The 19300-nt window shown below is 63.0% G+C and carries 17 protein-coding genes; 10 read left to right on the forward strand and 7 right to left on the reverse strand.

What is annotated here, in order from left to right:
• Positions 1-9: 9 nt before the first annotated feature.
• Both ACLQ7E_RS00185 and ACLQ7E_RS00190 read left to right on the forward strand, forming a co-directional pair.
• On the forward strand, positions 10-1287 hold the full coding sequence (locus ACLQ7E_RS00185) for a dihydrolipoamide acetyltransferase family protein (protein WP_411730496.1): 1278 nt from the start codon (positions 10-12) through the stop codon (positions 1285-1287).
• Positions 1288-1598: 311 nt separating this feature from the next.
• Complete coding sequence (locus ACLQ7E_RS00190; RefSeq protein ID WP_411730497.1) at positions 1599-2882, forward strand: MFS transporter; 1284 nt, start codon at positions 1599-1601, stop codon at positions 2880-2882.
• 273 nt (positions 2883-3155) lie between these two features.
• On the opposite strand, the gene ACLQ7E_RS00195 is transcribed toward ACLQ7E_RS00190, so the two are convergent.
• From ACLQ7E_RS00195 to ACLQ7E_RS00205, 3 genes are read right to left on the reverse strand one after another with little or no spacing between them, the layout of a single operon-like run.
• Entirely contained in the window at positions 3156-3791 is a 636-nt protein-coding gene (locus ACLQ7E_RS00195; protein ID WP_411730498.1) for an RraA family protein, read from the reverse strand.
• A gap of 22 nt (positions 3792-3813) precedes the next feature.
• The gene (locus tag ACLQ7E_RS00200; RefSeq protein ID WP_411730499.1) at positions 3814-4800 is read right to left on the reverse strand and encodes a hydroxyacid dehydrogenase; all 987 of its coding nucleotides are present in this window, start codon (positions 4798-4800) and stop codon (positions 3814-3816) included.
• A gap of 8 nt (positions 4801-4808) precedes the next feature.
• Positions 4809-6131, reverse strand: a complete 1323-nt coding sequence (locus tag ACLQ7E_RS00205; RefSeq protein WP_411730500.1) for an MFS transporter — start codon at positions 6129-6131, stop codon at positions 4809-4811.
• Between the two features lie 185 nt (positions 6132-6316).
• Between ACLQ7E_RS00205 and ACLQ7E_RS00210 the strand changes: the two genes are divergently transcribed.
• The 3 genes from ACLQ7E_RS00210 (at position 6317) to ACLQ7E_RS00220 (ending at position 9529) form a co-directional block, all read left to right on the forward strand.
• Positions 6317-7834 (forward strand): IclR family transcriptional regulator, encoded by a 1518-nt coding sequence (locus tag ACLQ7E_RS00210; RefSeq protein ID WP_411730501.1) that lies wholly within the window; start codon positions 6317-6319, stop codon positions 7832-7834.
• Between the two features lie 123 nt (positions 7835-7957).
• Complete coding sequence (locus ACLQ7E_RS00215; RefSeq protein WP_411730502.1) at positions 7958-8800, forward strand: prephenate dehydratase; 843 nt, start codon at positions 7958-7960, stop codon at positions 8798-8800.
• A 432-nt stretch (positions 8801-9232) separates the two neighbouring features.
• On the forward strand, positions 9233-9529 hold the full coding sequence (locus ACLQ7E_RS00220) for a hypothetical protein (protein WP_411730503.1): 297 nt from the start codon (positions 9233-9235) through the stop codon (positions 9527-9529).
• 59 nt (positions 9530-9588) lie between these two features.
• Here the strand turns inward: ACLQ7E_RS00220 and ACLQ7E_RS00225 are convergent, their stop codons facing one another.
• The 4 genes from ACLQ7E_RS00225 to ACLQ7E_RS00240 all read right to left on the reverse strand — a co-directional run bounded on the left by ACLQ7E_RS00225 (position 9589) and on the right by ACLQ7E_RS00240 (position 13247).
• Positions 9589-10623, reverse strand: a complete 1035-nt coding sequence (locus ACLQ7E_RS00225) for an LLM class flavin-dependent oxidoreductase (RefSeq protein ID WP_411730505.1) — start codon at positions 10621-10623, stop codon at positions 9589-9591.
• Positions 10620-11270 carry an alpha/beta hydrolase gene (locus ACLQ7E_RS00230; RefSeq protein WP_411730506.1) on the reverse strand — a complete coding sequence of 217 codons (651 nt, stop codon included), beginning with the start codon at positions 11268-11270 and terminating at the stop codon, positions 10620-10622. The genes ACLQ7E_RS00225 and ACLQ7E_RS00230 overlap by 4 nt, the downstream gene beginning before the upstream one ends.
• A 310-nt stretch (positions 11271-11580) precedes the next feature.
• Positions 11581-12396 carry a 3-ketoacyl-ACP reductase gene (locus tag ACLQ7E_RS00235; RefSeq protein ID WP_411730507.1) on the reverse strand — a complete coding sequence of 272 codons (816 nt, stop codon included), beginning with the start codon at positions 12394-12396 and terminating at the stop codon, positions 11581-11583.
• Between the two features lie 59 nt (positions 12397-12455).
• Positions 12456-13247, reverse strand: a complete 792-nt coding sequence (locus ACLQ7E_RS00240) for an IclR family transcriptional regulator (protein WP_411730508.1) — start codon at positions 13245-13247, stop codon at positions 12456-12458.
• A 211-nt stretch (positions 13248-13458) separates the two neighbouring features.
• On the opposite strand from ACLQ7E_RS00240, the gene ACLQ7E_RS00245 reads away from it, so the two are divergent.
• From ACLQ7E_RS00245 to ACLQ7E_RS00265, 5 genes are all read left to right on the forward strand, one after another.
• Positions 13459-14223: an SDR family NAD(P)-dependent oxidoreductase gene (locus tag ACLQ7E_RS00245; RefSeq protein WP_411730509.1), complete on the forward strand. Its 765-nt coding sequence runs from the start codon at positions 13459-13461 to the stop codon at positions 14221-14223.
• 49 nt (positions 14224-14272) lie between these two features.
• Positions 14273-15610 (forward strand): MFS transporter, encoded by a 1338-nt coding sequence (locus ACLQ7E_RS00250; protein ID WP_411730510.1) that lies wholly within the window; start codon positions 14273-14275, stop codon positions 15608-15610.
• A 111-nt stretch (positions 15611-15721) separates the two neighbouring features.
• A complete protein-coding gene (locus ACLQ7E_RS00255; RefSeq protein ID WP_411730511.1) occupies positions 15722-16570 on the forward strand; it encodes an alpha/beta fold hydrolase in 849 nt (282 codons plus the stop codon).
• A gap of 61 nt (positions 16571-16631) precedes the next feature.
• Positions 16632-18137, forward strand: coding sequence for a flavin-containing monooxygenase (locus tag ACLQ7E_RS00260; protein ID WP_411730512.1), 1506 nt, complete (start codon positions 16632-16634; stop codon positions 18135-18137).
• A gap of 46 nt (positions 18138-18183) precedes the next feature.
• On the forward strand, positions 18184-19284 hold the full coding sequence (locus ACLQ7E_RS00265) for an NAD(P)-dependent alcohol dehydrogenase (RefSeq protein ID WP_411730513.1): 1101 nt from the start codon (positions 18184-18186) through the stop codon (positions 19282-19284).
• Positions 19285-19300: the final 16 nt, after the last annotated feature.

Raw genomic sequence — 19300 nt, forward strand, 5'->3', positions numbered from 1 at the left:
AGGAATCCCATGGCAACACTTATCACCATGCCCGCCATCGTCGCGGATGCCACGGATGCGGTCCTTGCGGCCTGGCTTGTGCAGATCGGAACAGAGATCGTTGCGGGTGCTCCGTTGGCCGACATAGAAACTGAAAAGGCGACCGTCGAGCTGGCGTCCGAGACCACCGGACGCGTTGCACGCCTACTCATTGATGCCGGTGCCCAAGTAGCTGTCGGCTCACCCATCGCCGTCATCGCGGCACCGGGCGACAGCGACAAAGAAATCTCTGAGGTATTTGGCGAGGGAACCCTCACCCCGGTGCCGAAGCCCGGCGCCGCGCCCACCCCAGGAGAACTCGCCGACCCAAGCCACTCGGCGAAGTTCGGCGACGCCACGAACGTCGCTGTCCCAACGCGGCAATTCGCCTCGCCCTTGGCCAGAAGACTCGCCAAAGAAAGCGGAATCGATCTGGCAACACTGGCCGGGCGCGGACCCAATGGACGCATACTACGCTCTGACGTTGAATCCGCCGTCCAAGAAACAAAAATCGTGCAGACGTCTCAAGACAAGAACGTCGTCCCGAGCCCAATGCCGGCGCGAAAGGAACCCACGAAGATTCCAGCCGCGGGCGTCGAGTTGGTTCCGATGTCCAGGATGCGCCAGGCAATCGCCCGGCGCCTCACGGAATCGAAGACGACGGTTCCGCACTTCTACCTGAGCGCGGATGTCCACTTGGACAAGCTCCTGGAAATGCGAAAGCAAGCCAACGCCAGCGCCAACCGAAAAATCACCGTCAACGACCTCATCGTTCGTACGATTGCCTTGGCACTGCAGCAGGTACCGGATGCCAACGTTGCCTTTGCCGGCAACAGCATTGCGCGCCACGAGGATTCCGACATTTCGGTGGCGATTGCCACGGAAGGCGGCCTGATCACCCCGATCGTCCGGGCCGCCCAGTCCCGGTCGATCAGCCACATCAGTGCCACGATTGCCGACTTTGTCGCACGCGCGCAGGAGAACAGGATCCGCCCGGACGAAATCTCCGGCGGAACGTTCACCGTCAGCAACCTGGGGATGTTCGGAACCAAGGAGTTCTCCGCCATACTCAATCCACCTCAATCGGGCATCCTGGCTGTGGGAGCCGCGGAGAAGCGGGCAGTTGTGGTCGATGACGAATTGGCGATAGCTACGGTCATGACTTGCACGTTGTCAGCTGACCACCGTGTCATTGATGGTGCGGTCGCAGCGCGGCTTATGGCCAAGTTCAAGGAGTTGTTGGAGAACCCGCTCAGTATCCTGCTTTAGCGAATGGCAGCCGGCAGCAGCTGCACTTTCGCCAACGCCCACGGCCTAAATGGAATTCAATGCCGATACGTAGCAACCATCCAATAGTGCTGGGATCGGGTTCGCCCGATCCCAGCACTCTGTCGTTCAGGTGACTTCCGGGCGCATGAGGCCTCGTGACACTTTTCGGCCACCCGTCCAAAGTGTGAAATTGTGGTTTGACCGATGATCCCACCGAGAGAGCCGAACCCTTGACACTGCCTTCGCCACCCGCCGATCCCGCTCGTGATGTAGCGCTGCGCAAAACGCCTCGGATCCACCGGGCATGGCTCGTGGCTGCGGTGACGGTTCTTGCCCTGGTTGCGGCCGCCGCCTTCCGCTCCACCACCGGGGCGTTCTTTGAACCGTTGGAAGCCGAATTCGGCTGGACGCGCTCCCAACTTTCCACCGCGGTCACCATCAACCTCGTGGTCTACGGATTGGTGGCGCCATTTGCCGCGACGCTTCTGGAACGGTTCTCGATGCGCTTCGTTGCCGCCATGGCCCTGGGCCTGGTCTCGGCCGGTGCCGGCCTGGCAGTTTTCGTTTCCCAGGTATGGCAGCTGTGGCTGCTGTGGGGCGGGCTGGTCGGAATCGGCACCGGCGCCATTGCGTTGGTCTTCGGGGCCGTGGTGGCGAACCGCTGGTTTGCCACCCGACGCGGACTGGTGATGGGAATCTTCTCTGCCGCCAATGCTTGCGGACAACTGATCTTCCTGCCCACCATCGTTCACCTCACCGGCCACCATGGATGGCGCATGGCTTCGTTGTTGGTGGCAGGGTTCGCGCTGGCGATCGTTCCCCTGTTGTTCTGGCCCTTCGCCAACAGCCCGGCGGAAGCGAAGACCACCGCATACGGGGCCACCGAAGATTCGACCGCCGGGACGACTGCGGCCAAGGCCCGACCCACCGGCGGGGCCATGGCCGAGACCATCGGCGTACTCCGCCATGCCATGACGTTCAGGGCCTTCTGGATCCTGGCGTTCACGTTCTGGATTTGCGGCTGGTCCACCAATGGCCTGATCCAAACGCATTTCATTCCCGCGGCCCATGACCACGGAATGCCGGCGACCACCGCGTCAGGGCTCCTGGCCTTGATTGGCGTCTTTGACATCATCGGCACCATTGCCTCGGGTTGGCTCACCGACCGGGTCCGCCCCTGGCTGCTGCTGGTCTTCTATTACGGGTTGCGCGGGATATCGCTGCTGACCGTCCACTCGTTGCTCGGCCCCACGGTGGAGCCGGTGCTGTGGATTTTCATTCTTTTCTACGGCCTAGATTGGGTGGCCACCGTTCCGCCCACGGTGGTGCTGTGCCGCGAATACTTCGGTCCCGTGCGCGCCGCTGTCGTCTTTGGCTGGGTCTTCGCCTTCCACATGGTCGGTGCCGGAGTTGGCGCGCTCACCGCCGGAATCGGCCGCGATCTCTCCGGCAGCTACCTGATTGCCTGGATCACCGCCGCGGTCCTGTGTTTCCTTGCCGCTGCAAGCCTGTTCCTGATGCCCGGATCCCGCAAGGCCGTTGTCGAAGTTCCGGAAGAGATCCCGGACGCGGTTGAACCGGCGACCAAGGAGTAGATGCCGAAGGGCCCGGTCCGCGCGTACATGCACCGGCAGAGCCCCTCGGCGTAGCCCGAAATCGGTCTCCGCGCCCAACTCGCAGCCGGCGGAAGGCACAGATGGCGATCTCGCCGTGTTGACTGCCACGATCCACTCAGGCTTGGCGCTCCTGCCAGGTGTTCCATATTGGTCTTGCTACCCTGGGCGCAGCATTTTTCCTTGCAGATCCTGGACACGGGGAGGCCGCCGGTTCGGTTCGAACCGGTGGCCTCCCCGTGTTGCTGTCCTGTGTTAGCCCAGGGACGGTATCAAGGCGCGCAAGTTGTCTTCCTTGCCCGCTTGCGAGGCGGTCCGTTCGAGGGCCGTGGCGATAAGGTGTTGCGGCACGACGACCAGGCCGTCGCTGTCCCCCAGGATGGCATCACCCGGGTGGCACACGACGTTGCCGCAGGCGACGGGCGCCCCGATGGTACCCGGACCGTATTTGAAGGGTCCGGCAGGGCTGATCCCGCGGGCGAAGACGGGCAGTCCCATGGCAAGCAGCTCGTCGATGTCGCGGGTCGCGCCGTCGATGACGACCCCGGCGATGCCCCGGCTGACACAGATCTCGCCGAGGATATCGCCGAAACATGCACGGTTGGTGTCGCTGTTGGCATTGATGACCAGGACGTCGCCCTCGCGCGCATCATCAAGCGCCCGGTGGATGGCGAGGTTGTCGCCCTCCCGGGTGTTGATCGGCAGGACGGTGCCGGCCAGCTTCAGCCCGGGCGTCACCGAGCGCAGGGCCGAGTGCATGACGCCCATGCGCCCCTGGGCGTCGCCGATCAGGGCGACGGGGAACTGGGCCAGTTGCCGGATGTTCATCAGGTCGGGGCGTTCCCAGTGGGGGGTGAGCTGGAGGGATTCGGTGGGGTCGGTGATGATCATGGGGGGGTGCTCTTTTCTGGTGTTACTTGTAGGCGGGGATGGCGACCGTGTTGACGGCGTGCGGTGGGACGTCGCCCGCCAGTGCGCAGCGGATGGCTGCCAGGGCCGCGGTGCCGGCGGCGAGGAAGGCCTCGGCGCTCTGCCCGGCGACGTGTGGGGTGACAATCAGGTTTGGCACGCCGCCGACGGGTATGCGCGAGTGGGGCAGAGGGTCCTTCATGTCCACCGATTCGCCTTCCAGGACATCGAGTCCGGCGGCGGCCAGGTGTCCGTCGCGCAAGGCCGTAACCAGTGCGGTTTCATCGACAAGGCCACCGCGGGAGGTGTTGATCAGGACCGCTCCCCGCCGCATGGTGGCCAGCGCGACCGCGTCGATGAGGTGGGTGGTTTGCTCGGTGAGCGGCAGGTGCAGGCTCAGGACGTCGGATCCGGCGATGGCCTGGGCCAGGGTGGCCGGTTGTGCGCCGGCGGCCTCGATGCCGGCCGCCTCCACGTAGGGGTCGTGGACCAGTGCGTGCATCCCGAATCCCTTCGCGATGTCCAGGACCATGCGGGAGATGTTCCCGAAGCCGAGCAGGCCCAGGGTCTTGCCATGCAGTTCAAAGCCGACCATGTGGGGCTTGGCCTCGGACCATTGGCCCTGGGCGGTGGCAGCAGACCCGTAGGGGACGTTGCGGGCCATGGACAACAGGAGCGCGAAGACATGTTCGGCGACGGCGCGGCTGTTGCTGCCCGGGGTGGTGGTCACCCAGATACCCGCGGCGGTGGCGGAGTCGATGTCCACGTTGTCGGTGCCCACGCCGTGGCGGGCGATGATGCGCAGGCGCGGGGAAGCAGCGATCTTGTCTCGATCGAAGCGCTCGGCGCGGAGCAGGACCGCGTCGACCTCGTGGCTGATCGACTCATAGGTGACGGCATCCTTGCCGTAGCCCAGGTGGACCTGCCCGAGGGAAGCGAGTTGCGCCAGGACATCCTCGTGGATCTGGTCGGAGACATAGAAGGTGGGCATTCGGTTCCTCAGCGGTAGAGGTGGGTGGTGGATTTGGGGGTGTGGCGGACCGTGCCAAGGACGACGGCCACGCCGATGATGCCGAAGATTACGAGCATGTAGGCGGGGATCATCGTGTCCCCGGTCGCGCCGATTAGCCAGGTCGCAACGTATGGTGCCCCTGCTCCGCCGAGAACGGCGCCGACGCTGTGGCCGAAGGCGACACCGGTGTGGCGGACCTCAACGGGGAAGAACTCCGGCATCGCGGCGTACGTGCCCGCCTGGCAAAGTGCGTACGGCAACATGCCCAGCAGCAATCCGAAGACTGCCAGGGACATGGACCCGACGTTCATCATCATGAAGGAGGGAACGGTGATTACGACGTAGGCGATATAGGCAGTGACAAGCAGGCGCTTGCTACCAATTCGGCTCCCAAGCTGGCCTGCAAGGGGAATCAGGAATGCCGCGGCGATGACTGCGATGAGCACAATGGTCGAAGCCTGCGCCTTCGAGAACCCAAGGATCGAGCTGAAGTAGACCGCCACGAAGACCGTGCCGATGTAGGTCCCGACGTTCTGCACGAGGGCAATGCCGAATACCTTGGCCAGCGCGGAGCGGTGGTCTCGCATCAGCGTGGAGAAAGGCGTCTTGGTGGTCTCGCCCTTTTCCGCGCTGTGGGTGAATTCTGGGCTGTCCTCGATTTTCAGGCGCATGATCAGGCACAGGATGCCCAAGGGGATGGCGATCAGGAAGGGGATGCGCCAGCCCCACGATTCCATGGCCGCGGCCGGCACCAGCGTGGCTGCGAGGGCGGCAAGGCCGGCTGCGAAGCCCTTGCCGAGGACTGCGACGCTGGGGATGAAGGAGATGTAGAGGTTGCGCCGTTCGACCGGCGCCCATTCACGGATGTAGCTCGTCGCGCCGCCGATTTCTCCGCCGGCGGAGAATCCCTGGAGCATCCTCAGCACGCCGAGCAGGATCGGTGCCCAGATCCCGATCTGTGCGTAGGTTGGCAGCAGCGCCGTGAGACCGGCTGCCGCGCTCATGAGGATCACGGATCCGATCAGGCTGGTTCGACGCCCGACCTTGTCCCCGAGGCGGCCGAAGAAGATGGCGCCCAGCGGGCGGACGAAGAACGCCGTGCCGAAGACCAGGAACGTATTCATCAGGTTGACCAGTGGATCGCCGCTCGGGAAGAACACGATGGCGATGGTTGCCGCCACGTAACCGAAGACGCTGAAGTCGTAGTACTCGATGAATGTTCCGAACGCCGCGACCCCCGTGGCTTTCTTGGCACGCTTCATGCGCTCCGGATCTGCCACGGGCGTGGCCTTCTGGTTGGTTTCCAACATTTCATCTCCTTTGATAAAAACTGGGACACTGTCCTACATTCTAGATCAAGTGTGACTGGCAGCACGAGGGGGTGTCAAGTCCCACTTTTTCGTACATTCGTTACTCCGAAGCAGGTAGCGGTAGCGTAACTATGGTCCACTGCAGCGGTGGATCGAGGAAACTGCATGGATGATCAAGGGCAAACATGGATGAAGTAGTTGCGGGAAATGAACGGATTCTCGCCGTGTTGCATGCGCTGGTGACCCGCAACGAGCCCACCGGCGTGCGCGAGCTGGCCCAGGTGTTGGGGGCAAGCCGTAGCACCGTCAGCCGCGTCCTCCTGGGTTTGGTGGAGCATGGGCTCGCCACTGCCACGCCGCAGGGAACCTACGAGGTCGGCCCCCGCATGCGCGTGCTTGGTGCCGCGCTCCATGCCCGACACCCCTTGACCCGCGCCGCCGGCGGAATCATCGAGCACTTGGCGGAAGACTCGGACTCCACGGTCCTGGCCGCAGTCCATGACGCACCCCGGCCGCAGGTGGCCGTTATCGTGTCGCGCCGCCGCCCGGGCCCGGTCACCTATCACTTGGACCCGGGAACGATTGTGCCGCTGCATGCCGGCGCGACCGGCCGTTCGATCCTCGGACGCGTCGGCCTCCAGGCGCTGGGCGACGAGCCCCTCGATCCGCGCACTCCCGATACGGTGACTGACCGGGCGGAAATCGAAAGGTTGCTCGCGGTGGACCGCCGCGCCGGATACACCATCAGCGTGGGGCAGCAATTTCCCTTGGCAGCCGGAGCTGCCGCTTCCTTCCAGTGCATGGGCCTGACCGGGTCCGTGTCGATCACGCGCCCCCGTTTTCTGACCAGCGACGAAGACCTCGAACGCTTCGGACCGATGGCCCGCCAGGCGGCCATGAATCTCGAAGTGGCCTGCCAGTTGCTCCCGACGCCATCGGACGGAGAGCCGATCACCTACCCCGCTGGATCCACTGCATTGGCCCGAATCATCCGCATCATGACAGCACTCTGTTCGCACCCTACCGGGATCGGCTGCGGCCCGAATCTTGCACGGCGGATCGGCGCCAACATCGCGACCACTAACCGGCTGATATCCAGCCTCCTCGCCACGGGAGTGGCGCTGGAGCGCCAGGGTTTCTTGTTGCCTGGTCCACGACTGCTTCAGTGGGCCGCGCTGCTCGGTCCAGCCCTGGATATCCCCACCACAGCACGCCACATTGTGCAGAACTTGGCGCAGGAGACTGGCGAGACCATTGGGTTGGCACAATTGAACCAAGACACCCTCGAGGCAGAGATGACCATGGTGGTCAACGGCGTAAAGCCCCTGCACTACGGGCTGGCCTCCGGCGTTCAGATCCCGCTCCATGCAGGGGCCGCAGGAAAAGCCATTCTGGCCCACTGCCCGCCGGCCAAACTCGACACTCTCACCCTCCACTCCTTCACGGAAAACACTCAAACCGATCGAAGCATCCTCGCCGCCGAGCTGGAGACGATCCGCACACGCGGATGGGCCACGGGCACCGGTGAGCGGCTTCCGGATGCCTTCGGCGTGAGTGCACCATATTTCGTATGCGATGCCATTGCCGGATCGATCACTGCGACAGTCGCCCGCATGCGATTGTCCGAGCTCGATATCGAGGAATTGGCCCAGAAGGTCAAACAGGCAGCCCAGCAGCTCACCCAACTACTCACTGTCGCATAGCCCTGGACGACAACGGTATTCGTGGACGAAGGCCAGGTGCACCGCCCCTGTGGTCCATGCACTCTCATTGATAAAACAATCACTGGCCTTAACTAGGCTGAAGAACAAGGAAAATTTGCACGCATGGACCCTAAAATTGCATACCAAGGCGAGCCCGGCTCCAATTCGAGCATCGCCTGCCAGGAGGTGTACCCGCATCTGAAACCTCTTGCCTGCTCAAGCTTTGAGGAGGCATTTTCCCACCTAGCCGACGGATCAGCGGAACTGGCGATGATCCCCATCGAAAACTCCATCGCTGGCAGGGTGGCCGACATCCATAGCCTCCTGCCTGCATCCAACCTCCAAATCATCGGGGAACATTTTCTGCGCATACGCTTTGACCTGCTGGGGATCCCCGGCAGCAAGATCGAGGACGCAAAGGAAGTACACAGTCACATCCACGCACTGGGCCAGTGCCGCGGGATCATTCAGTCGCTCAATCTGACACCCGTCATCGCTGGCGACACGGCCGGTTCGGCGCGAGAAGTCAGAGACTGGAACGACCCGACCAAGGTTTCTCTTGCACCACCCAAGGCAGCAGAAATGTATGGGCTTGACGTTCTTGCTTCAGGGGTCGAGGACGACCCGACCAACACGACACGTTTTGTGATCCTCGGCAGGGAAAGGCCCTTGCCCAAACGCGGTGACCTGCCCGAGCACGTGATCACCACCCTGGTATTTCGTGTTCGAAACGTTCCATCTGCACTATTCAAGGCGCTCGGTGGATTCGCTACGTGCGGGGTCAACATGACGCGTATTGAGAGCTATATGGTGGGTGCGGAATTTGCGGCCACCATGTTCTTGGTGGACCTGCAGGGGCATCCCGAGGACCATCCCATGAAAACAGCCCTCGAGGAACTGGCGTTTTTCACCTCGGAAGTGAAAATCCTCGGCGTCTATGCCGCTCATTCCCATCGATCAAACTAAAAGCCTTCCCCACAACCAGAGCAATGAATCACCGATATTTCCTGCCTAGGGTTCCCTGCTCCTAGTTGTGCCATAAATGCTGAGTAGATTCCTCCCTGCAGGTCGGGTCCGATGGTCAATATCGTGTAAACGTCGCCGAGCGCTTTATGGTCGACCCCGCCCAGCGGAAAAGTAGGAACCGGGAACCGTTCGACGGCTCCCGCTTCCTTGCGCCATGCGGCAGATTCTCCTTCATCAACGCGCGGACGCCGCGAGGGAGACTGGACGGTCGTGCAGGTCATGTTCGACCGGCTGAAGGCTCCGGCCCCTTGCCTCGGGCCCGAACGTCAGGCAAAAGAAAAAGCCCAGAACGTAAAATCCCGCCGGAAGATTGTCCTCTTCCCCTCTCGACACTCGTCTGCATCTGACGTTCTTCTCCATGGCCTGAACTGGGTGGCATCCGTTCCGCCCACGGTGGTGCTGTGCCGCGAGTACTTTGGTCCCGCGCGGGCCGCCGTGGTTTCTGGCTGGGTCTTCGCCTTCCACATGGTCGGCACCGGCTGGCGGATAGCCCTGACCGCGGGAATCGGTCGAGATCTATCCGGCAGCTACCTGATTGCCTGGATCACCGCCGCGGTCCTGTGCTTCCTTGCCGCGGCCAGCCTGTTCCTGATGCCCGGTTCCCGCAAGGCCGTTTCCGAAGTCCCGGAAGAGATCCAAGACGAGGTCAACTCGGCGGCCATGGAGTAGATACTCAAAGGGACCCGGTCCGCGCTTTGACGCGGGGGCCGGGTCCCTTCATGCAACGGCTATTTCTTCAACGCCGCGCGAACCGCCGGCAGCACCTCGGTGGCCAACAGCTCGATGGAGCGCAAGGTCTGCGCCTGCGACAAACCACCCAGTCCCACCTGGGCGAGGAAACGCGTGTGGCCCAGGATCTCGTGTTCCCAGAGGATCTTCTCCACGATCTCCGCCGGGCTTCCGGCGAACAGTGCCCCGCGCGGGGATGCCCACGCCTCGAAGCTGTCGCGGTCCAGCCGGCCGGTGCGCGGCATGTTCTGTCCGATGTAGGAGCTGTAGTGCGGGTAGAACGTATCGCGAGCTCCTTGAGACGTTTCCTCGACATAGAAGTGCGAGGTCACCCCGATCCGCCCGGGTTCCCGGCCGGCGGCCGTGGCGGAACGTCGGTAGAGGTCGGCAAGCGGCGCGAACCGCTCCGGTCCACCCAGGATCGCCAGATACAGCGGCAGTCCCAGCTTTCCGGCACGCACCGCGGAGGCGGGCGTTCCGCCCACGGCGGCCCAAATCGGCAGTGAATCCTGGACCGGGCGCGGGAAGACCCCGGCCTCGTGCAGTGGCGCGCGCGTGCTGCCGTTCCAGGTGACGGGGTTTTCGTCGCGGATTTTCAGCAGCAGTTCGAGCCGGTCATCAAAGTACTCGTCGTAGCGCTGCAGGTCCTGGCCGAAGAGCGGGAAGGACTCCAGGTAGGCACCACGGCCTGCGGTGATCTCGGCCCGCCCGGAGCTGATCAGATCCAGTGTTGCGAAGTCCTCGAAGACGCGAACCGGGTCGGCACTGGAAAGCACGGTGACCGTGCTGGTCAAGCGGATGTTCTTGGTCTGCGCCGCGGCGGCGGCAAGCACGACCGGCGGGGAGGAAACCGCGAAGTCCTCGCGGTGGTGCTCCCCCACACCAAAGACATCCAAACCGGCCTGATCCGCTACGCGGGCCCATTCAAGGATGTCGCGCATGCGCGTCGCGGCGTTTATCGGCTTTCCGTCGGCGTCCCTTGTGAGCTCGCCGAAGGTGAAGATGCCAATTTCGAATGGGTTGGCGGCACTCATGCGCCGGAGACCACCTCGGCGCCAATGTGGGCGGTGATGAAGTCGCGCACGTCGTCGAGCTCGGCGGCGTTGATGCCATGTGCCAGCCCCGGGTACACCTTCTCGATGAGCGAGGAATGGGTCGGCAGGAATTCGGTGGTGCGGGTGATCGCCACCGGGGCAATGACCCGGTCCACCGCGCCACGGCCCCAGAACACCGAGGGAAGGTTTTCGCGCAGCGACTCGTCTCCCGGCTGGGCTGCACCGAGGACGAATCCGCCGAGGATCACCGGGGCGATGACGCGCTCGGGACGGGTGCGCAGCAGCTGGCTGGCCATGAGCCCGCCCTGGGAGAAACCGACGGGAATGATGCGGGTCGACGCGTCGACATTTTCCTCGATCCAGGCCCAGATGGCCGCGGTCGCTTCCTCGACCGGCGCAGCATCAGGGGCGCCGGGAGTGGTGATCTCAAACCATGCAGCTCCTCCGTTGCCGAGCTCGAGCGGTGCCCGCAGCGAGGCCCACGGAAGGTCAAGCCCGAGTGCCGGAGCCAGGGAACTGAGGTCCTGTTCGTTGGACCCGAAGCCGTGCAGGAAGAGCACGACCGCGTCGGGAACGTCGTTGGTCATCCAGCCGGTCGAGCGTACGTCGCGCAGTGTGGTGGTCATTCGAGGATCGACTCCTGGGGTTGTGGGATCCGGAGCCGGGAAGCGGCTCCGGTGCCCAGCGGATCGGTGGGGAGTATTGAACGGTTGCCACCGCCCACAGGCATGGTCGTTGGCGTTACTCCTTCCTCAACAATACACGAATTACTTGTATCTTCAACTATTAAACTGATCGCTCAACATATTCACCCGTGCGCACGCACGGGCACTTCGAACCTTGATCCGCGCCACAACATCCCGGAGACGAACAGATCGACCCACCGGGAGCTTGAGCCGGATTCCTCCGGCCGCCGCTCCCAGTGAGATATTTGGATTACGGAGCCTGCGAAATGTTCAGCCCGCCGGCCACCCAGATCGGCTGCCCAGTCATGTACGGAAGGCGTCCTGCGGCGAGTGTTGCCACGGCCCGTCCAACGTCTTCCTTCTGCCCCCACCGTGCAAGAGGGACACGACCACCCTCGATCCAGTCGTCGGCGATGGTGTTGCCAGCCGAAGCGGTCATCGCCGTGGCAATCAGCCCAGGTCGCACCTCGTGGACATGGATATCGTATTCCGCAAGGCGCTGCGCATAGAGCTTGACGACCATGCTGAGTGCTGATTTCGTCACGTTGTACTGCGAACGATCGGTACTGACCAGCTCCGCGGCGATTGAGCTGACAATGACAATGCTCTTGTAGACCCTATCCTCGGGGGCACCGGAGGCGATCAGCAGGTTGGCAAAGCACTGGGTCAGGAAGAAGGTTCCGCGGAGGTTGACGTCCACCGAACGGTCAAAAGCCTCGGGAGAAAGCTCAAGGATGTCAGTGAGCGGCCTGGCGGCGATGCCTGCGTTGTTGACCAAACAGTCCAGGCGCCCGAAGTCCTCCCGGATCCTCCGCAATACCTCGGGCTGCCGGTCCAAATCGGAAATATCGAGCTGGTAGTAGCGCACGGCGGCGCCTCTGGCGACCACGCCTTCCAGCACGGCCGGGTCCGCCTCCGGGGCCAGATCGATCACCGCCAGATCAAAGCCCTCCTCGGCCAGCGCAAGGGCAGAACCCAGCCCAAGACCTTGTCCCCCGCCGGTCACAATCGCCACAGGTCGAACTGGGATGGCTGGGGCTGTCATTTCTTCATGCGTGGGTGCCATGGGGAGCGCGCCTTTCTTCAAAGCTTATTGCCGGAGTTTTTTGCGGGGTTTCGAGGGAGCTAGTCAATGGCAGAGGAAATGCGTTTGGCCGTATTTTGCAGCAAGGGGAGCAAATCCTTGATGCGCTCGGTAGCCAATCGCGATTCAACCGCCGAGATACTCACGGTCATGTACGGGTGCTGCGTCCGGGACGGCACGGCTAGCGCCAGCCCAGAGACTCCCGGAATGACGACGTCTTTTCCGCTGATATAACCCTCCCTGGCGTTCTGCGTCAGGGCCCTGCGAATCTCCGCCTCGTGTTCCTCGGCGGAGCGGGGCCAATACTGGCTGGTTGGACCCTCCGGCAGCCGGTCCAGGAATTCCTCCTGCGCAAGGCGGTCCATGCCGGAAAGCAGGACGAGTCCTGAGTAGCTTGAGGTCAGCGGCATGGTGTCACCCACCGCAACCGAGTGGGTGCGAATCGGAAAGCTGCCGCTGGTGCGGACCAGATAGTGCACGGAGTTGAACTGGCGAATTGCCACATACACGGTATCCCCGCACTGATCGGAGAGATCCTGGGCGGCGACTTTGATCGCATTCATATCGCGAACCGGGCTCGGCACGCTCAGGCTCAGCGCGAACAATCCGGCGCCCAAGCCGTAACGCTTGTCCGACAATTGACGCACATAGTCCACGGCCACCAACTCTTGGAGGAGCCGGTGCACCGTCGGTCGGGCGATGCCAGAGTCCCGGGCAATGTCAACCAACCGACCACCGCTCAGCCCATACGCCGCTAGGGCAGCAAGGATCTTTGCTGTGCGGTCCACTACCTGCGTTCGGGTTCCACTCTCTGGCACTTCATTCTCTGTCATCAAGTCCACTCTCCGGAATTTCGACGTTACATGACGCTTGGCGGCTTTACCACCGATTAATCCTTATGTATTGTTGCATTCGCCGCCACACGGTGATGGTCAACACATTTATGTCTCATGGAAAACTGTACGGCATCAATTAAAGAAGTTCACTAATCGGACTATGCATGTTGCAGCTGAAACAGTAACCACATTTCCCTCAGGAGGACCCATGCCTAGTACTTCCGATCTTCGGGGCCAGGCGGCCATTGTCACCGGTGCAGCCGGTGGAATCGGCGCCGCCACCGCTCACAAGCTCGCTGGCCGGGGTGCCGGCATCGTCTGTGTCGATCTGGATTCAGACGCCGCGGCCGAGGTGGCCACTTCGATCGTGGCTGCCGGCGGACAAGCGGTTTCCCTCGCCGGCGACGTCACGGATCCCTCACTCGGGCTATCCGCTACTGTCCTGGCGCAGGAAACGTTCGGCAGTGTCGACATCCTGGTCAACAACGCCGGCATGGGAAGCGCCATGCGCCCCCTGTGGGAAGTGGAACTCGAAGAGTGGCGCCGGGATATCGACATCAACCTCACCAGCCAATTCATGATGTGCAAGGCGGTGGTTCCCTCCATGATCGCCAGCGGCTACGGCCGAATTCTCAATGTCGCCTCGGCCGCGGGGATGGAGGGCCATGCGCTCTCCGGCGGCTACTCGGCGGCCAAGGCCGGGGTCATCGCGATGACCAAGGTCCTGGGCAAGGAACTGGCAGCCCAGGGCGTCATCGTCAACGCGATCGCCCCGGCGCTGATCGGTTCAGGCATGCTCCAACAAGCGTGGTTCAACGACGAGGTCAAGGAAAAGCTGCTCGGACGCATTCCCATGGGGAGAGTTGGCGAACCGGAAGAAGTGGCGGAGATGATTGCCTTTCTCACTAGCCCCGCCGTCAGCTTCTCCACCGGGGCAGTCTTTGACCTTTCCGGCGGACGCGCCACCTATTAATCTCCATCCTCGAAAACCCTTCAAGTTGAAACCCGCAAGGACGGACTTAATGACGAATTTGAATTACGAGCAGACCCGAATCCCGGAGAACCAAGCAGCCACCACCCGGCCCGACCAGCGCCGCTCCCTGATTGCGACGGGTGTAGGAAACCTGCTCGAGTGGTTCGACTGGGCGGTATATGCGGTATTCGCCACCTATATTTCCGGCGCACTGTTCGACAAGGCGGACCCGGTTTCCGCGTTGCTTGGCACCCTGGCCGTCTTTGCCGTCGGATTCGTCATGCGGCCGCTGGGTGGATGGTTCTTTGGACGTCTGGCCGACAAGAAAGGCCGCAAGTGGGTCCTGATGGTCACCATGCTCACGATGGCCGGCGGTTCCCTGATGATCGCGCTGATCCCTAGCTACGAAACCATCGGCGGGTTCGCCTCTGTCCTGCTGGTTCTGGCCCGCCTCATCCAGGGCTTCGCCCACGGTGGCGAGTCAACTGCCTCCAACGTGTATCTGCCCGAAATTGCACCCAAGAACAAGCGTGCCCTCTTCGGCTCGACCATCGGTGTAGCGATGAGCGGCGGCACCTTGCTGGCGACCCTGTTCGGCCGTCTTCTGGCCCAACAGCTCGAACCCGTGGACATGGCCTCCTGGGGCTGGCGCATCCCGTTCTTCTTCGGCGCGCTCCTGGCCCTGGCCGTGCTGTGGCTCCGCCGGAACATGATGGAATCCGAGGTCCACACCGAACACGTCGAGGCTACCGGAACCACTTTGCAGGAAAAGACGGCGGCGCTCCCCAACTGGTCGCGCGGCAAGATCTTCTCGCGCTCGGTGCAAATCTTCTTTTACATGGCTGGCACCACCCTGCCGTACTACATCTGGTCCTCGTACGCCGCGGTGTTCGCCATCTCCCAGCACGGTATGGATCCCGCCGCGGCTTTCGGGGCCACACTCGGGGCAATGCTCATCAACATCGCGCTGACCCCGATCATGGGCTGGGTCTCCGACAAGATCGGCCGCCGCCCACCGGTGATTTTCTACAACGTGGCCACCGCCGCGCTTACCTTTCCGATGTTCGCGATGATCAACGACTCGGCGTGGACCCTGTTCGTGGCCCAGTCCGTGATGATGGGCATCAGCGCCTGCATCGCCGGCACGCAACCGGCCATGATGGCCGAACAGGTCCCCACCGCTTACCGCACCTTGATCATGGGAACGGCAATGCCGCTCGCCGTAGCCCTCTTCGGCGGCACTGCCCCGTACCTGAACACCTACTTCAATTCCGTGGATCTCGGCTGGGCCTTCAACGTCTACATGATTGCGGTTTGCCTCGGCTCGGCCTTCGTCGTTTGGCGTTGGAAGGAAACCAAGGGAATCGACCTCCGCGACGTGCGCTAGGTCAACCCCCGCACCAGGGAGGCGGCGCGATGAAGCCACCGCGCATCCCGCGCCTCCTCCCTGGCCAACCCGATCCACCGCGTCCAACGCGCTATAGATAAAGGAACGAGCATGTCGAACACTGCCACCCTAGAACCATCGATACTGTCCATCGACGGCACCCAAATCACCTACCACGACTCACAGGATTCCCGGGGCCACGACGATGTGCTTGTCCTGCTCCATGGCACCGGTGGCTCCACCACCAGCCACTTCGGCTTCCTTTTCCCCATCCTCTCCTCAAAGCAGCGAGTCGTCTCCATCGACATGGCCTACCCTGCACACCGCGGGAACCTCGAGCTGGAGGACCTCGTGGCCCAGGTCGCCGGGGCCATCGCCGGCATCCTTCCGGGCCGGAAGGTGGTCCTCCTGGGCTACTCGCTCGGTGCCGTCGTCACCGCATCCCTGGCAGCGCGGCATCCCGAGCTGGTGAAGCGCCTTGTCCTTGTCGCCGGATGGATGAAGACCGACCTGCAGCAGCAGCTGCGCAACGACGTCTGGCTCGACCTGCGCCGCAGCGGCAGCCAGGCCATTCGGGCCTACTCGACATTCTGCGCCTTCGGCGGCCCGTTCCTCGCGGAAAAGACCATGGGAGAGATCCAGGCGGGCATGGACCTGATGTCCTTCGACGGCTTCGGCGACAGCCAGATGGACTTGAACCGGCGCATCGACATCGTGGCCGACGCGCACCGCATCAAGGCACCCACGCTGGTGATCGGATGCACGCACGACCAAATGGTTCCCGTCCGGCACCAGAAGGCGCTCTTCGGAGCCATCGAGGACTCCCGGTTCGCCGAAATCCCCACCGGCCACGCTGTCGTTTTCGAACGCCCCAGCGAACTGTGCCACCACATCCAGCGCTTCATGGACGCACCGGAAGAACACCCGGCAGGCACCGTCATCGCAACTCCCCGCCCCTAGCCTCGCACCCGGGCAACCGCATAGGGCGGGCCCGAATATCCCCAGATTGGTACAACACGCAATGACCACGAACACCACCACAATGACCCGGGACGTCAAGTCCCTCATCATCGGCAGCGGCTTCGCCGGGCTGGGGATGGCCATCCAACTCAAGCGACGCGGCGACGACGACTTCGCAATTCTCGAACGAGCCAACGACGTCGGCGGTACCTGGCGCGACAACGACTACCCCGGTGCTGCCTGCGACGTCCCCTCGCACCTCTATTCCTTCTCCTTCCGTCCCAATCCCGACTGGTCGCGGGTCTACTCCCCCGGCCCGGAAATCCAGGCCTACCTGCGCGCCTGCGCCAAGGACGAGGGACTGCTGGGGCATATCCATTTCGGTGCCGATATGCAGGACGCCAGCTGGGACGAGTCCTCCCGCCGCTGGAGGGTCAGCACTCCGTTGGGGCTGTTCACCGCACAGTTCCTGATCACCGGCACCGGGCACCTAGCCGACGAGCGCTTTCCCTCCGTCCCGGGAATTGAAACCTTCACCGGAGACAAGTTCCACTCGGCCCGCTGGGACCATTCCACGTCATTGGAGGGCAAGCGCATCGGGGTGGTCGGCACCGGCGCATCGGCTATCCAAGTCATCCCGGAACTGGCCAGGACGTCAGCCGAACTGGTCGTCTTCCAACGCACCCCGGCTTATGTGATTCCACGCGTGGAACGATCTTACACCGAGGGGGAAAAGCGGCTGTTCCGCCGCGACCCATCGGCCATATCGGCGCTGCGCTCAGACCTCTTCTGGACCGGAGAGAACAACTATGCGCAGCGGCGCGGCGTACCCCAATACCTGGAAGCAGCCCGGAGCATGGCGCTTGGCCATCTGGCGGCACAAATCACCGACCCGGAATTGCGGGAAGTCCTTACCCCCGACTACGAGCCGGGTTGCAAGCGCCTGTTGATTTCCAACACCTATTACCCGGCCCTGCAGGCCGAAACCACCACGGTCGAGGCATCGGCGCTCGATCGCATCGAGGGCAGTCGCGTGGTGGCAGCCTCCGGCGCCGGCTACGAACTCGATGTACTGGTCTTCGCCACCGGTTTCGAGGCCACTGAGCCGCCTTTTGCCGCACTCGTGCACGGACGCGACGGACTGAACCTGTCTGAGCACTGGAAGTCGGGCATGCAGGCACACGATTCCGTGACGGTCAGCGGATTCCCCAACATGTTTGTCCTGAACGGACCCAACACTTCCCTGGGTCACAACTCGATCGTGTACATCATCGAATCCCAGGTGAACTACGTCCTCGGGGCGATCGACCACGCCGATGCCTTGGACATCGAGATCCTGGAGCCCAGCAGTCGGGCCGAGGAAGCCTACGTCGAGCAGATCCAGGCGGCAGCCCAGGGAACCGTTTGGATCGACGGCGGCTGCAAGAGCTGGTACGTCGACGAGCGCAGCGGCAGGCTGACCCTGATTTGGCCCGACTTCGGGTTCGCGTTCCGCGACGCCAACGGAACATTCAAGCCCGGGGGATACCTGTCCACCGCGCGCTCCGGCGAACTCGCCGGAGTCTGACTTTCACCGCACGCCCCACCATCCACCACCAGCCAAAGGAAGAATCATGGAAGTTACCGCAGCAATTGTCCGAGGCGAGTCAAAGCCCTTCGAAATCACCACCCTTGAGCTCGACGACCTGCGGGCCGACGAAGTCAGGGTCCGGCTGGTGGCCACAGGCGTCTGCCACACCGACGCGATTGTCCGCGACCAGGTATACCCGACACCGCTTCCCGCTGTCCTCGGACACGAGGGAGCGGGCATTGTCGAGGCCGTCGGCTCGGCCGTCACCACGGTGGCACCCGGGGACGCCGTGGTGCTCTCGGCCAATAGCTGTGGCACCTGCGAATCGTGCCTGACCGGGCGTTTGTCTTACTGCACCGACCTTTTCAACCGCAATTTCGGCGGTAGCCGCGCCGATGGCAGTACCGCATTCACTGAAGGCGGAAAAAAGGTCTCCTCGCACTTCTTCGGGCAGTCCTCCTTTGCCAGCCACGTCAACGCGGTTGAACGCAGTGTCGTCAAGGTCGATGCGGATTTGCCGCTGGAGTTGCTTGGCCCGTTGGGCTGCGGCATCCAGACCGGTGCCGGAGCTGTGCTCAATTCCCTGAAGGTACCCGCCGGATCAAGCTTCATCGTCTTCGGAACCGGGGCAGTCGGCTGTGCGGCCCTCATGGCGGCAGTGGTTGCGGGAGCCACCACCATCGTGGCAGTTGACATCGTCGACTCCCGCCTGGAGCTGGCCGCCACCCTGGGTGCCACCCACGTGATTAACAGCCGCTTACAGGACGTCGCCCAGGAGATCACGCGCATCACAGGCGGCCGCGGCGTCGACTTCGCCTTGGACACCACAGGCATCCCTGCCGTCCTGCGCCAGGGCGCAGACGTCTTGGCCATCGGCGGGACCGTTGCACTGGTCGGGGCTCCGGCCCCAGGCACCGAGGTCTCCTTCGAAATAGGTGCCTCGCTGACCAAGGGCTGGCATTTCCGCACCATAATCGAGGGCGACTCGGTGCCTCAGGTCTTCATCCCCAAGCTCATTACCCTCTGGCGCCAGGGCCGGTTCCCGTTCGACAAGCTCACCAAGTTCTTCGCCTTCGCGCAGATCAACGAAGCCTTCGACGCCTCTGCCAGCGGCGAAACCATCAAGCCCATCGTCACCTTCTAATCCCTTTCCTTCTTTC

The sequence above is a fragment of the Paeniglutamicibacter sp. genome (genome assembly GCF_046714615.1).
Classification (GTDB): Bacteria; Actinomycetota; Actinomycetes; order Actinomycetales; family Micrococcaceae; genus Paeniglutamicibacter.

What these genes read in the sequence shown, in the direction of transcription:
- ACLQ7E_RS00225 (WP_411730505.1), bottom strand. Translation starts at nt 10,623, where the DNA reads ATGAGTGCCGCCAACCCATTCGAAATTGGCATCTTCACCTTCGGCGAG.
- ACLQ7E_RS00210 (WP_411730501.1), top strand. Translation starts at nt 6,317, where the DNA reads ATGGATGAAGTAGTTGCGGGAAATGAACGGATTCTCGCCGTGTTGCAT.
- ACLQ7E_RS00240 (WP_411730508.1), bottom strand. Translation starts at nt 13,247, where the DNA reads ATGACAGAGAATGAAGTGCCAGAGAGTGGAACCCGAACGCAGGTAGTG.
- ACLQ7E_RS00260 (WP_411730512.1), top strand. Translation starts at nt 16,632, where the DNA reads ATGACCACGAACACCACCACAATGACCCGGGACGTCAAGTCCCTCATC.
- ACLQ7E_RS00265 (WP_411730513.1), top strand. Translation starts at nt 18,184, where the DNA reads ATGGAAGTTACCGCAGCAATTGTCCGAGGCGAGTCAAAGCCCTTCGAA.
- ACLQ7E_RS00215 (WP_411730502.1), top strand. Translation starts at nt 7,958, where the DNA reads ATGGACCCTAAAATTGCATACCAAGGCGAGCCCGGCTCCAATTCGAGC.
- ACLQ7E_RS00255 (WP_411730511.1), top strand. Translation starts at nt 15,722, where the DNA reads ATGTCGAACACTGCCACCCTAGAACCATCGATACTGTCCATCGACGGC.
- ACLQ7E_RS00205 (WP_411730500.1), bottom strand. Translation starts at nt 6,131, where the DNA reads ATGTTGGAAACCAACCAGAAGGCCACGCCCGTGGCAGATCCGGAGCGC.
- ACLQ7E_RS00230 (WP_411730506.1), bottom strand. Translation starts at nt 11,270, where the DNA reads ATGACCACCACACTGCGCGACGTACGCTCGACCGGCTGGATGACCAAC.
- ACLQ7E_RS00195 (WP_411730498.1), bottom strand. Translation starts at nt 3,791, where the DNA reads ATGATCATCACCGACCCCACCGAATCCCTCCAGCTCACCCCCCACTGG.
- ACLQ7E_RS00200 (WP_411730499.1), bottom strand. Translation starts at nt 4,800, where the DNA reads ATGCCCACCTTCTATGTCTCCGACCAGATCCACGAGGATGTCCTGGCG.
- ACLQ7E_RS00245 (WP_411730509.1), top strand. Translation starts at nt 13,459, where the DNA reads ATGCCTAGTACTTCCGATCTTCGGGGCCAGGCGGCCATTGTCACCGGT.
- ACLQ7E_RS00235 (WP_411730507.1), bottom strand. Translation starts at nt 12,396, where the DNA reads ATGGCACCCACGCATGAAGAAATGACAGCCCCAGCCATCCCAGTTCGA.
- ACLQ7E_RS00250 (WP_411730510.1), top strand. Translation starts at nt 14,273, where the DNA reads ATGACGAATTTGAATTACGAGCAGACCCGAATCCCGGAGAACCAAGCA.
- ACLQ7E_RS00185 (WP_411730496.1), top strand. Translation starts at nt 10, where the DNA reads ATGGCAACACTTATCACCATGCCCGCCATCGTCGCGGATGCCACGGAT.